The 12,634-nt window shown below is 65.5% G+C and carries 13 protein-coding genes; 3 read left to right on the top strand and 10 right to left on the bottom strand.

Features of this window, described 5'->3' with window-relative positions; genetic code table 11:
• From AC1DIX_RS16485 to AC1DIX_RS16455, 7 genes are all read right to left on the bottom strand, one after another.
• Positions 1 to 287, bottom strand: a 287-nt coding sequence (locus tag AC1DIX_RS16485) for an NAD-dependent epimerase/dehydratase family protein (RefSeq protein ID WP_477325770.1), incomplete at its 3' end; no start/stop codon positions are given.
• An 18-nt stretch (positions 288 to 305) separates the two neighbouring features.
• Positions 306 to 1,223: a formyltransferase gene (locus AC1DIX_RS16480; protein WP_477325768.1), complete on the bottom strand. Its 918-nt coding sequence runs from the start codon at positions 1,221 to 1,223 to the stop codon at positions 306 to 308.
• Positions 1,224 to 1,393: 170 nt separating this feature from the next.
• Complete coding sequence (locus AC1DIX_RS16475; protein ID WP_442124539.1) at positions 1,394 to 2,374, bottom strand: glycosyltransferase; 981 nt, start codon at positions 2,372 to 2,374, stop codon at positions 1,394 to 1,396.
• A gap of 11 nt (positions 2,375 to 2,385) precedes the next feature.
• A complete protein-coding gene (locus tag AC1DIX_RS16470) occupies positions 2,386 to 3,525 on the bottom strand; it encodes a DegT/DnrJ/EryC1/StrS family aminotransferase (RefSeq protein ID WP_477325766.1) in 1,140 nt (379 codons plus the stop codon).
• A 72-nt stretch (positions 3,526 to 3,597) separates the two neighbouring features.
• Positions 3,598 to 3,972: an EamA family transporter gene (locus AC1DIX_RS16465; RefSeq protein ID WP_442124507.1), complete on the bottom strand. Its 375-nt coding sequence runs from the start codon at positions 3,970 to 3,972 to the stop codon at positions 3,598 to 3,600.
• A gap of 16 nt (positions 3,973 to 3,988) precedes the next feature.
• Positions 3,989 to 5,668, bottom strand: coding sequence for a glycosyltransferase family 39 protein (locus AC1DIX_RS16460; protein ID WP_477325764.1), 1,680 nt, complete (start codon positions 5,666 to 5,668; stop codon positions 3,989 to 3,991).
• Positions 5,665 to 6,036, bottom strand: coding sequence for an Mth938-like domain-containing protein (locus tag AC1DIX_RS16455; RefSeq protein ID WP_442124509.1), 372 nt, complete (start codon positions 6,034 to 6,036; stop codon positions 5,665 to 5,667). Before AC1DIX_RS16455 ends, AC1DIX_RS16460 begins: the two co-directional genes overlap by 4 nt.
• Before the next feature lie 171 nt (positions 6,037 to 6,207).
• Between AC1DIX_RS16455 and AC1DIX_RS16450 the strand changes: the two genes are divergently transcribed.
• Positions 6,208 to 7,434, top strand: a complete 1,227-nt coding sequence (locus AC1DIX_RS16450) for a pyridoxal phosphate-dependent aminotransferase (protein ID WP_442124510.1) — start codon at positions 6,208 to 6,210, stop codon at positions 7,432 to 7,434.
• Positions 7,435 to 7,460: 26 nt separating this feature from the next.
• Positions 7,461 to 8,780: a homoserine dehydrogenase gene (locus AC1DIX_RS16445; protein WP_442124511.1), complete on the top strand. Its 1,320-nt coding sequence runs from the start codon at positions 7,461 to 7,463 to the stop codon at positions 8,778 to 8,780.
• Between the two features lie 13 nt (positions 8,781 to 8,793).
• Here the strand turns inward: AC1DIX_RS16445 and AC1DIX_RS16440 are convergent, their stop codons facing one another.
• From AC1DIX_RS16440 to AC1DIX_RS16430, 3 genes are all read right to left on the bottom strand, one after another.
• On the bottom strand, positions 8,794 to 8,991 hold the full coding sequence (locus AC1DIX_RS16440) for a hypothetical protein (protein WP_477254271.1): 198 nt from the start codon (positions 8,989 to 8,991) through the stop codon (positions 8,794 to 8,796).
• Positions 8,992 to 9,199: 208 nt separating this feature from the next.
• The gene (locus AC1DIX_RS16435) at positions 9,200 to 10,708 is read right to left on the bottom strand and encodes a sensor histidine kinase (RefSeq protein WP_477325762.1); all 1,509 of its coding nucleotides are present in this window, start codon (positions 10,706 to 10,708) and stop codon (positions 9,200 to 9,202) included.
• A gap of 3 nt (positions 10,709 to 10,711) precedes the next feature.
• Positions 10,712 to 11,401: a response regulator gene (locus AC1DIX_RS16430; RefSeq protein WP_442124514.1), complete on the bottom strand. Its 690-nt coding sequence runs from the start codon at positions 11,399 to 11,401 to the stop codon at positions 10,712 to 10,714.
• A gap of 137 nt (positions 11,402 to 11,538) precedes the next feature.
• Here AC1DIX_RS16430 and AC1DIX_RS16425 point away from each other — a divergent pair, with 137 nt between their 5' ends.
• Positions 11,539 to 12,600 (top strand): porin, encoded by a 1,062-nt coding sequence (locus tag AC1DIX_RS16425; protein ID WP_442124515.1) that lies wholly within the window; start codon positions 11,539 to 11,541, stop codon positions 12,598 to 12,600.
• Positions 12,601 to 12,634 lie beyond the last annotated feature (34 nt).

Genomic DNA, 12,634 nt, shown 5'->3' with positions numbered 1-12,634 from the left:
AAGTCGAGTTCGAACACGCGCAGCGGCTGCTGCACATAGGTCGAGGGCGTGGCGATGGCGACCAGCGGCAGGATCACGTCGCACTTCTTGACGTGATACTCGACCCACTCCTTGTTGATCGTGATGTCGCCTTCGAAGAAGTGCATGCGCGGATGAGCGAGCAGCTCCGTGATGCGGTCGGTGCTCATGTCCATGCCGTAGACTTCCCAGTCGGTGGTCTCGAGGATGCGCTTGGACAGGTGGTGGCCGATGAAGCCGTTGACGCCGAGGATGAGGACTTTTTTCATGGTGTGTTTTGGTATGCGTTATTCGGCGGACAGTTGGGCCTTCAGTTCGGCCGGCGAGATGCGCAGGCCGTCGGCCAGCAGGCTATGGATGGCGATCGCGCGGCCGTCGCCGCAGACGCCGAGGATGGCATTATCCACCACCGCCAGCCCGGGCGGCAAACCCAGGGCCTGGATGTCGCCGCGGTAGGGGCGGGCGCGCTCGATCACGTAGCGGCGCGGGCCGACGTCCGTGAAGGCGCCGGGGTAGGGCGGGGCTACCGCGCGGTGCAGGTTATAGACCTGGCTGGCAGGCTGGGACCAGTCGATGCGGCCGTCTTCCGGCTTGCGGCCGCCGAAGTAGCCGCCCCTGGTCAGGTCGTTGGACGTGCGCGGCGCGGTCCCGGCCAGCAGCTGCGGCAGCACATTGTAGAGCGCCAGCTCGGCCGCCACCGTCACCTTGCCGAACACCTCGAAGGCGGTATCGTCGGGCAGGATGGGCACGGCCTGCTGGGCCACGATGGCGCCGGCATCCGGCTTGACGGTCATCTCGTGCAGCGAAGCGCCGGTCTCGAGCGCGCCATGCAGCACCGCCCAGTTGGTCGGCGCGCGGCCGCGGTAGGCCGGCAGCAGCGAACCGTGCATATTGTAGGCCGGCGCCACGTCGAGGATGGCCTGCGGCAGCATGTGGCGGTAGTAGAAGCTGAACATCAGGTCCGGCCGGGCGGCTTTCACCCGTTCCAGCAGCTCCGGCGACTTCGCATCGTCCGGGGTGACGAAGGGAATGCCTTCGGTTTCGCACAGCGATTGCACGGACTCGAACCAGATGTTCTCGGTGGCGCTGTCCTGGTGGGTGACGACCAGGGCGACGTCGACGCCGCCGGCGAGCAGGACTTTCAGGCAGCGTACGCCGACGTTGTGGTAGGCGAAGACGACTGCGCGTTTTTGTGGGTTGTTCATGTCAGGAAGTCGATAGGTCGGATTAATTCATGGTCATTCCCGCGAAAGCGGGAACCCATACTGAGCATCAGAATTCGGTCCATCTGCCGATCGAATTCTTGTTCGACTTCGGCGCCTCAGCATGGGTCCCCGCTTTCGCGGGGACGACGTATCTCATCTGCGACTGCTTTTCAGCGCACCACCTGCCGCTTCTCCAGCGCCTCCACCTCGGCCCCGGCCGGCATGCCCTGCAGGATGGTCTGCACCACATACCGCGGCCGTGCGCGTACCTGCTGGTAGATCCGGCCGACGTACTCGCCCACCAGGCCGATGCCGAACAAGATCACGCCCATGAAGAAGAAGGCGATCGCGAACAGGGTGAACACGCCTTCGGCTTCGGCGCCGAGGACGAAGCGGCGGATCAGCAGGAACAGCACCAGCAGCGCCGACAGCAGCGACATCGTGATGCCCAGCATCGAGAAGAACTGCAGCGGCACCAGCGAGAAGCCGGTCATCAGGTCGAAGTTCAGGCGGATCAGGCTGTACAGCGAATACTTCGATTCGCCGGCCGCGCGTTCCTCGTGCTCGACCACGATCTCGGTCGGCTTGCGCGAGAATTTATAGGCCAGCGCAGGCACGAAGGTGTTCACTTCGGCGCACTGGTTGACCAGGTCGATCACGTTGCGGCCGTAGGCGCGCAGCATATTGCCCTGGTCCGTGATGTGGATGTTGGTGATCTTCTCGCGCAGGCGGTTCATCATCTTCGATGCCACCGTCCGCCAGGCAGAATCCTGGCGCTTGCGGCGGATCGAGCCGACGTAGTCGTAGCCCTCGCGCATCTTGGCCACCAGCTTGTGGATCTCTTCCGGCGGATTCTGCAGGTCGGCGTCGAGGGTGATGACGATCTCGCCGCGGGTCTGCTCGAAGCCGGCCAGGATCGCCATGTGCTGGCCGTAGTTGCCGTTGAAGAGGACCACGCGGGTCACGTCGGGACGCTGGCGGTACTGCTCGGCCAGGATCGACACCGAGTTGTCGCGGCTGCCGTCGTTGATGTAGATGATCTCGTAGGGCAGGCCCAGCTTGTCCATCGCCGGATACAGGCGCGCGAACAGGTTGGCCAGGCCGGCTTCCTCATTATAGACCGGGATGACGATCGACAGCTCCGGTTTCACGGCAGCCAGCGTCATTTTGCCAGCACCGCTTTGACGGCCTTGACCGCGCGCTCGACGTCGGCGATGGTCATGGCGTTGAACATCGGCAGGGTCACGGTCAGGCGGCCGATCTTCTCGGACACCGGGAACATGCCTTCCTTGAAGCCGCGTTCGCGGTACATCGTGAACAGGTGGATCGGCGCGTAGTGGTAGCCGGTGCCGATATTGTGTTCCTTCTGCATGCGGGTCATGAACTCGGCGCGGGTGCCCGGGCCGTGGTCCGGCAGGATGATCTGGAACAGGTGCCAGTTGCTGCTGCCGAAGGCCTTGATCGGCAGCTGGGCGCCGTACTTTTCCTCGAAGTCGTCGCCGAAGCAGTCGAAGTAGTGCCGGGCCAGCGCCGCGCGATGGGCGGTAAGCTTGTCCAGGTTCTTCATCTGGCCCAGGCCGATGGTGGCCATGATGTCGCTCATGTTGTACTTGCCGCCGAGGACGTCGACGTCGATGCCGTCCACGCCGCTGCGGGTCACGCCCTGCAGGCGGTATTTCTCGGCCAGGCGCGCTTCCTCCAGATTATTCAGCACCAGGCAGCCGCCTTCGCCGGTGGTGATGTTCTTGTTGGCCTGGAAGCTGAAGGAGACGAAGTCGCCGAAGGAACCGATGCGCTTGCCCTTCCACAGCGAGCCGATGGCCTGGGCGGCATCCTCGACCACGCGCAGCTTGTGCTTCGTCGCGATCTCGTACATGCGGTCCATGTCGACCGGCAGGCCGGACAGGTAGACCGGGATGATGGCGCGGGTACGCGGGGTGATCGCCGCTTCCAGCTTGTCGAGGTCGATGTTGCGGGTGACCGGATCGATGTCCGCGAATACCGGGGTGGCGCCGACTTCGATGATGACGTTGGCGGTGGCCGGCCAGGAGATCGGGGTGGTGATCACCTCGTCGCCCGGTCCAACGCCGGCGATGCGCAGCGCGATCTCCATGGTGCAGGTGCCGGAGTTGAAGGTGCGTACCGGACGCCCGCCGAAATACTCGGACAGTAGGGCCTCGAAAGCCTGGTTCTTGGGACCGGTGGTGATCCAGCCGGAGCGCAACACCTCGCCGACGGCGGTGATGGTGTCCTCGTCGATGGTGGGCCGGGAAAAGGGCAGGAAGGGCAGCTCGGCAGTCATGGGAAGCTCGATCGAATTGTTATTGGTAAAAATGCGGTTGTCATTCTATCAGCCGGCTGAACCGGCCGATCCTCAGGAGCGCGCCAGCAGGGCGACGCCGACCATGATCACGGCAATGGCCAGCAGGCGCTGCGGCGAAATGGTCTCGCCCAGGAACATCCAGGCCCCGAGCGCCGCCACCACATAGCCCAGCGAGAGCATCGGGTAGGCGATGGTCACGTCGGTGCGCGACAGGCCCATGATCCACACCACCAGCGAGAGGGCGTAGCAGGCCAGGCCGGCCAGGATCGGCAACTGGGACGCGACCCGGATGAAGGTCTCGAAGGCGTTGCCCACCGTGAGGTGGATGGCGCCGCCCAGGGCGTTGGTGCCGGCCTTGAGCAGCACCTGGGCGCAGGCGTTCAGGAGCACGCCGGAAATGATGAAAGCGAAAGTGGTGAGGTTCATAGTTCAGAGGTGAGCATCACTGAGTGGCGATCACGGTGCGGCGCGCATCGGCGGCGACGATGCGCAGCGGTACGCCCTGGCGCTGCAGGTCGGCGGCGATCTCGGGACGGGTGATGGCGACGCTCCTGACACCGGCCGCCGCGTCGGCGCGCCATTGCTGCACGAAGGCCGGGATGGTCGGGATCGAGAGCTGCGGCTGCTGCTCGAGGCCGAAGGTGAATTCGTCCCAGTAGTCGACCAGGGTCACGGTGCGCTTGAGGTAGTAGGTCAGCGACTGTTCGTAGATGCCGACCGAGTAGACGCGGATTGCCGGATCGGTCGCGCCGGCGGCCGCCAGGGCCGGCATCAGGTTGGTGCCGGCGCGTACCTTGCCGATCGGCTCGAAGCCCGCCAGCAGCAGCTGGGTGCCGGCGAAACCGGCGATCGCCAGCACCAGCACGGTCAGGTCGCGCTGCATCTGGCGCGCGTACAGCATGGACAGGGCGCCGCCGATCAGCAGCACCAGGCCGGCCGCCAGCACCCATGGCTGGTAGGCCGCGTACAGCAGGTCCTCGCCCGGATGGCGCGCCAGGCGCAGCATGAAGGGCACGAAGCCGAGCAGGCCGGCGCCGAACAGGGCGGTCAGGGCAGCGGTCAGCATGCGGCTGCGGCGGGTGCCGACGTCCAGGTAGTTCGCGATCAGCATGGCCACCGCCGGGAACACCGGCACGATGTAGCCGGGCAGCTTGGAATTCGACTTGGTGAAGAACAGGATGATGAAGGCGGTCCAGACCAGCAGCATCAGGCGCGGCTTGAAGCGGGCCGGCGCGTCCTGGCCGCCTCTTTCTCCCCTTGCGCCCAGCACCAGGCCCTGCACCAGTACGCCGACCCAGGGCAGGCTGCCCACCGCCAGCAGGACGAAGAACACGTACCAGGCGGCTTCGCGGTGGTGTTCCTTCTTCAGGAAGCGGTCGAAGTGCTCGTGGATGAAGAAGAAGTGCGGCTGTTCCGGATTCTTCAGGCCGACCAGCACGAACCAGGGCGCGGCGATCAGGAAGAACAGCAGCAGGCCCTTGACCAGGTGCAGGCGGGTCCAGATCTTCCAGTCGCGCGAAAAGAGGGTGTAGAACACCAGCACGCCGCCCGGCAGTACCAGGCCGATCAGGCCCTTCGCCAGCACCGACAGGGCCATCCCGGCCCAGCACAGCAGCATCCAGTTGCGCTGCTCGCTCGGCGTGGCGTCGTCGCGCTGGGCCACCAGCAGGGCGCACAGGGCGATCGTCATCATGGCGGACAGGCTCATGTCGACCGAATTGACCTGGCTGCAGATCACCCAGTAGAGCGAGGAACCCAGCACCAGCGCGGCGTAGAAGCCGATGCGGGCGCCGAACACGCGCATGCCGGCATAGCCGGTCAGGCCGACGCCGAGCAGGCCGCACAGGCCGGTCCAGAGACGGGCCTGCCAGTCGCCGAGCCCGAAGACTTCGAAGGTCAGGGCGTTCATCCAGGTCTGCAGCGGCGGCTTTTCGAAATACTTGATGCCGTTCAGGCGGGTGGTGATCCAGTCGCCGCTGGCGAACATCTCGCGCGCCATCTCGGCGTAGCGCCCTTCATCGGGTGGCACCAGCGTACGCGCCCTCAGCACGCCGAGCAGCACGGCGGCGAACGCGATGAACAGGGTCCAGACGAGGGTCTTGTTCTTGTGGAGTTCTTTCATTCGATGATCAACGCCAGCGTCACCTTGCGCCCTTCGCCCATCAGGATGTTATAGGTGCGGCAGGCGGCATGGCTGTCCATGCTTTCCACCCCCACGCGCTGGTTCGACAGGCTGGCGACCAGGCGCGGATGCACGAAGCGCTGGCGCTCGCCGGTACCCAGCACGACCACGTCGGGCTTGTCGGCGGCGATCTCTTCGAAATGTTCGGCGGTGAGGTCTTCGAACCGGGTCACGTTCCAGGGACGCGGCGGCGTCTCGGGCATCACCAGCACGCTGTAGTCGTAGCGCTTGGCATTGATTTCGACGCCGGACTGGTCGTAGCCGGTAACGGTCTGGTATTTTTCGGTATTACTGGAATGTAGCTTCATGTGAAAGCCGTGAGTGTGCGTGCCGTAAAAACAAACGATGCGCGGGAGCGCGCAAGCCGCATATTGTAATTGGTTTTTCCGCTACACCAGCGGCCGGGTTGATTAATCCTTCCTTATTGGGCAGAATGGGATTTTTCGCATTGCAACAAATTACATTGGCAGGGTGACATTTTGCGACCGATCCTGAAATCGAACAAGCTGGACGACGTTTGCTACGAAATCCGCGGCCCCGCGCTCGAAAAAGCGCGCCAGATGGAGGACGACGGCCACAAGATCATCAAACTGAACATCGGCAACCTGGCCGTATTCGGCTTCGACCCGCCGGACGAGATCGTGCAGGACATGATCCGGAATATGTCCGGCGCCGCCGGCTATACCGACTCGAAGGGCATGTTTGCGCCGCGCAAGGCCGTCATGCACTACACCCAGGAAAAGAACATTACCGGGGTCAAGATCGACGACATCTACCTGGGTAATGGCGCTTCCGAACTGATCGTGATGGCGATGCAGGGCCTGCTGAACAGCGGCGACGAAGTGCTGGTGCCGGCGCCCGACTATCCCTTGTGGACGGCGGCGGTCAGCCTGGCTGGCGGCAACCCGGTGCACTATATCTGCGACGAGCAGGCCGGCTGGATGCCGGACATTGCCGACATGCGCAAGAAGATCACGCCGAACACGCGCGCGATCGTCGTCATCAATCCGAACAACCCGACCGGCGCGCTGTATTCGCGCGACGTGCTGCTGGAAATCGTCGAGCTGGCGCGCCAGCACGGCCTGATCATCTACGCCGACGAGATCTACGACAAGACCCTCTACGACGGCGAAGAACACGTTTCGCTGGCCTCGCTGGCCGACGACGTGCTGTTCGTGACCCTGAACGGCCTGTCCAAGAACTACCGTTCCTGCGGCTACCGCGCCGGCTGGATGGTGGTGTCCGGCGAAAAACGCCATGCCAGGGATTACATCGAAGGCCTGAACATGCTGGCCTCGATGCGCCTGTGCGCAAACGCGCCGGGCCAGTACGCGATCCAGACCGCGCTCGGCGGCTACCAGAGCATCGCCGACCTGGTGGCCCCCGGCGGCCGCCTGGCGCGCCAGCGCGACCTCGCGCACAAACTCCTCACCGACATTCCGGGGGTGTCCTGCGTCAAGCCAAAAGCGGCGCTGTACATGTTCCCCCGCCTCGACCCCAAGATCTACCCGATCGCTGACGACCAGCAATTTATCTGCGAGCTGCTGTCCGAGGAAAAAGTCCTGCTGGTGCAAGGCACCGGCTTCAACTGGATCGCCCCGGATCACTTCCGGCTGGTGTTCCTGCCCAATTCCGACGACCTGACCGACGCGTGCGGCCGCATTGCGCGCTTCCTCGACGGCTACCGGCGCCGCTACGCGCGCTGAGAACGATAGAGTAGATAGAACAGTATATGAAACCCATCAAAGCAGGCTTGTTAGGCATCGGCACCGTCGGCGCCGGTACCTGGCACGTGCTCCAGCGTAACCAGGAAGAAATCCGCCGCCGCGCAGGCCGCGGCATCGAAGTGGCCATGGTGGCCGCCCGCAATCTCGAGCGCGCCCGCCGTATCGTCGGCGAAGACGTCGAGGTGGTCGCCGACCCCTTCGCGGTCGTCAACAACCCCGAGATCGAGATCGTCGTCGAACTGATCGGCGGCTATGAACTGGCGCGCGAACTGGTGCTGCAGGCGATCGCCAACGGCAAGCATGTGGTGACCGCCAACAAGGCCCTGCTGGCCATGCACGGCAACGAGATCTTCGAGGCGGCCCATGCCAAGGGCGTGATGGTGGCCTTCGAGGCGGCTGTGGCCGGCGGCGTGCCGATCATCAAGGCCCTGCGCGAAGGCCTGTCCGCCAACCGCATCGAATCGGTGGCCGGCATCATCAACGGCACCACCAACTTCATCCTGTCCGAGATGCGCGACAAGGGCCTGGACTTCGACACCGTGCTGAAGCAGGCCCAGGAGCTGGGCTATGCGGAAGCCGACCCGACCTTCGACATCGAAGGCGTGGACGCGGCCCACAAGCTGACCATCATGGCCGCGATCGCCTTCGGCATCCCGATGCAGTTCGCCGGCAGCCACGTCGAGGGCATCAGCCAGCTGCAGGCGGTCGACATCCGCTATGCCGAACAGCTCGGCTACCGCATCAAGCTGCTGGGCATCACCCGCCGTACCGTGGTCGACGGCGCCGAGGGCATCGAGCTGCGCGTGCACCCGACCCTGATTCCGTCGACGCGCCTGATCGCCAACGTCGAAGGCGCGATGAACGCGGTGCTGGTGAAGGCCGACGCGGTCGGCACCACGCTCTACTACGGCAAGGGCGCCGGCGCCGAGCCGACCGCATCCGCCGTGATCGCCGACATGGTCGACGTGACCCGCCTGGCGACGGTGGATCCGTATTCGCGCGTGCCGCACCTGGCCTTCCATCCGGGCGAACTGGCCGACCTGCCGATCCTGCCGATGGAAGAGATCCGCACCGCCTACTACCTGCGCGTCTATGTGCAGGACCAGCTGGGCGTGATGGCCGACCTGACCCGCATCCTGGCCGAAGCCGGCATCTCGATCGACGCCGTGCTGCAGAAGGAGCCGGGCGAGAAGGCCCGCACCGACATCGTCATCATCACGCACCAGACCCGCGAAAAATACGTCAACGCCGCGATCGAGAAGTTCGAGCAGCTGTCGACGGTGGTGGGCAAGGTGGTTCGCATCCGCCTCGAAACCCTGGGCTGAAAGGCTCAGCGCGTCAGTCCCGGCCCCTCGGCATGACTGGGGGGCGGCTCCAGCAGCTGAAGAAGTCGTCGGCGAATTCGTCGACGCAGCGGGGCGCTTCCTCCCGGCCCTCGAGCGGGGCCGTGGTGAGGGCGAGCAGTTCCTGCTCGATCTGGTCGAACAGCGCATCGGCGGCGCCGTACTCGTGGTAGAGGTGACGGGTCGTATCCATGCGCGCATTCTACCCGCGCTGCACTGCACAAAAAGCCCATGCTTCAGGGAAGCTTGTGCTTGCTCAAATCCACCAAGTTTTGCCGTTTCGCATGCTTGGTTACGCGCAATATGCGTTGCTAAACAGCTCCTGTTTGGCGGCATTTGCCGCTACCTCAAGTCCAGTCTGGTAGTGCCTGCCATTCCCTTGCGAGAAACCCAGCCTTTCTTTAATGCAGAACAAGCTCGTCCGCGGGTGCGATTACCGGCGTGGCGGCGAACAGGACGCAGACTTTCAGGCCGCGGCCGCTGTCGGCGCGCTGCATGGCCAGCCTGGCGCCATGCAGGCCGGCGATGTCGCGTACGATCGCCAGGCCCAGCCCGGTGCCGCCGGGATTGATCTCCAGCGCCGCCTGGGCGCGGTAGAAGGGCATGAACACCTTGTCGTATTCGGCCTCGTCGATGCCCGGGCCACTGTCCTGCACTTCCAGCAGCACGCCGTCCGCCACGCGGCGCACGCGCAGCAGCACGCTGCCGCCCGGCGGCGTGTAGCGGATCGCATTGTCGGCCAGGTTGGTCAGCAGTTCGTGCAGCAGCAGCTCCTGGCCCTGCACCGTGGTCCTTTCCTCGTCCTCGGCTTCGAGCGCCAGGTCGATGTTCTTCTGCACCGCCGGCAGGGCCAGTTCGAGGCCGACCTGCTGCGCCAGCGCCGCCAGCGAGACCGGGCGGTTGTCGGCGCCGCCGTTGCCGTGTTCGAGCCTGGCCAGGGTCAGCAGGCGGTTTGCAAGGTGGACCGTGGAATCGGTGGTGGACGCCATCGAGCGCACGATCGCGCGCAGGGCGGCCGGATCGTCTTCGCGCAGCGCCAGCTCGGCCTGGGTCTTGAGCACCGTGAGCGGGGTGCGCAGCTGGTGCGAGGCGTCGCCGATGAAGCGCCGCTGGCTGGCGATCAGGCTCTGCATGCGCGCCATGGTGCCGTTCATCGCCGCCACCAGCGGCCGCACTTCGCGGTGCACCAGCGAGGCGTCGACGTCCGACAGGTCGGACACCGCGCGCGTCTCGACCACCTGCTTCAGGCGCATCAGCGGCTGCAGCACCAGGCGCACCGCGAACCACACCAGCGTCGCCACCGCCAGCACCAGCAGGGCCTGGCGCAGCAGGGTGTTCAGGAGGATGCGGCGCGACAGCGCGCGGCGCGCGTCGAGGGTCTCGCCGACCTGGATCAGGGCGATGCCGCGCATCGAATCGTCGTACACCGGCTGCAGCAGGGCGGCGATGCGCAGCGGTTCGCCGTTGTATTCGGCGTGGTAGAAGCGCACCAGGGCCGGGTACAGTTCCGAACGCGGCACGTTCTTCGGCACCGGCGGCAGGTCGTCGTAGCCGGACACGGTCTCGCCGTGCAGGCCGCCGACCCGGTAGTAGATGCGGCCCAGGGTATCGGTCTCGAAGCTGTCCAGTGCCACGTAGGGCACGTCGGCCACCACCTTGCCGTCATGGACCGAGACCCGCTCAGCCAGCGCGCGCGTCGAGGCCAGCAGTGAGCGGTCGTAGGCCATGTCGGCGGCGTCCAGCGCGTCGCGGTAGAGCGAGACCGCGTTGATCGCCACCAGCGCCACCAGCGGCACGATCAGCCAGCGCAGCAGCTGGCTGCGCAGGCTGCCGAGCGGCGCCGCCGTGGCGGGACGGCGGACCGCGCCGGCCAGCCGGCGGAACAGGGAAGGCAGCCGCGCGGCGTGCATCGCTCAGGCCGGCCGCTCTTGCAGCAGGTAGCCGATGCCGCGCAGGGTGACGATGGCGGCGCCGCCCTCGGGATGGCGGTCGAGCTTCTTGCGGATGCGGTGGATGTAGAGTTCGATGGCGTCGAGGTTGGCGTCGTCGTCGAGCGCGAACACGGCGTCGAACAGCTTTTCCTTCGACAGCGCGCAGCCGCTGCGCGCGATCAGCGTCTCCAGCAGCGCGTGCTCGCGCGGCGTCAGCTGCAGCGGCTCGCCGCAGTAGCTGAACATGCGCGCCACGGTATCGAAGCTGAGCTGCCCGCAGCGGTGCACCAGGGCTTCGTTGCCGACGCTGCGCCGCAGCAGGGCCTTGACCCGCGCTTCCAGTTCGGCCAGTTCGAAAGGCTTGGCCAGGTAGTCGTCGGCGCCCAGGTTCAGGCCCTGCACCCGTTCTTCCAGGCCGCCGCGCGCGGTCAGGATCAGCACCGGCGTGCGTGCGCGCTGGCCGCCGCGGGCGCGCAGGCGGCGCAGCACTTCCAGCCCGTCCATCTTCGGCAGGGTCAGGTCCAGGATCACCAGGGCGTAGTCCTGGGTATGGAGCAGGGCGTCGGCATCGGCGCCGGTGGTGGCGCATTCGACGCTGAGTTTGGCATCGCGCAGCGCCTTGGATACCCAATGGGACAGCTCGACGTGGTCTTCGACTAACAGGATTCGCATTTTTTTAGTGTAAGCCGAAACCGCCGGCCGCGGATAGTGGTGGCTTTCGGCGACTGAAAGCTGATTGAAAGCTGGGCCCGCATATAGTTGGCTCCAACAAGTAGTTACAAAAAAGAATTTTTACAACCGGAGACACCATGAAGAAGTCGGCCCTCGCGCTCGCCGTCCTGGCAGCGTTTTCCCTGAACACCCAAGCCCAAGCCCAATCCAACGTCCAGGTCTATGGCCTGATGGACGCCGGCGTCGAGTACGTCACCAATGCCGGGCCGAATGGCAACAGCATGACCCGCGTGGTCTCGGGCGGCAAGAACACCTCGCGCTGGGGCTTCCGCGGCACCGAGGACCTGGGCGGCGGCCTGAAAGCCGTGTTCAACCTGGAGGGCGGCGTCCTGCTGGATACCGGCGCCCAGGATGGCACCCTGTTCAAGCGCCAGGCCAACGTCGGCCTGGAAGGCGGCTTCGGCCGCGTGGTGATCGGCCGTTCCTTCACCACGACCTACGACCTGGTGATCAAGTTCGACCCGCTCGGCTTCGCGCCCAACTATTCCTGGGCCACCAGCGGCAACGCCACCGGCCCGTCGAAGTACGGCATGACGACCGCGTTCGACAACCTGATCAAGTACACCGGCCACACCGGCGGCTTCACCTACGGCGCCACGATCGGCCTGGGCGAGCAGGCCAACAGCCAGGCGGACGGCCGCAAGTACGCGGTCGGCGGCTCCTGGTTCGGCGGCGGCTTTGGTGTGATGGCGTCCTATGAGCAGGTCAACGGCAACACCGTGGCCGCCACCGGCAACCGCGACAAGACCACCGCCTACCACCTGGGCGCGGACTACAAGGCCGGCCAGTGGCGTTACGTGGCCGGCATGCGCGGCTACAAACTGGAGTCGGGCAAGGCCGCGACCCCGGACCTGCGCGGCGACACCTACTGGGGCGGCATCACCTACAACGTGCAGGCCTGGACCCTGACCGGCGCCGTCTACCACGTCAACACCAAGGAACTGCCGGCCGCCAAGGACGCCGACCCGACCATGCTGGTGGCGCGCGCGATGTACGCGCTGTCCAAGCGCACCGACCTGTACATGGTCGCCGCCCACGCCAAGGCCGACCACGGCCAGCTGGTGGGCCTGTCGCGCGACGATCCGGGCTTCGGTTCGACCCAGAACGGCTTCACGGCCGGCATCCAGCACCGCTTCTGATCGCCGCCGGCCATCCGCGCCAGTATCATGCGAT

The organism is Massilia sp. 05N420, assembly GCF_056397205.1.
The sequence above is the reverse complement of the archived record's forward strand: the minus strand, read 5'-3'. Positions and strand labels throughout refer to the sequence as shown.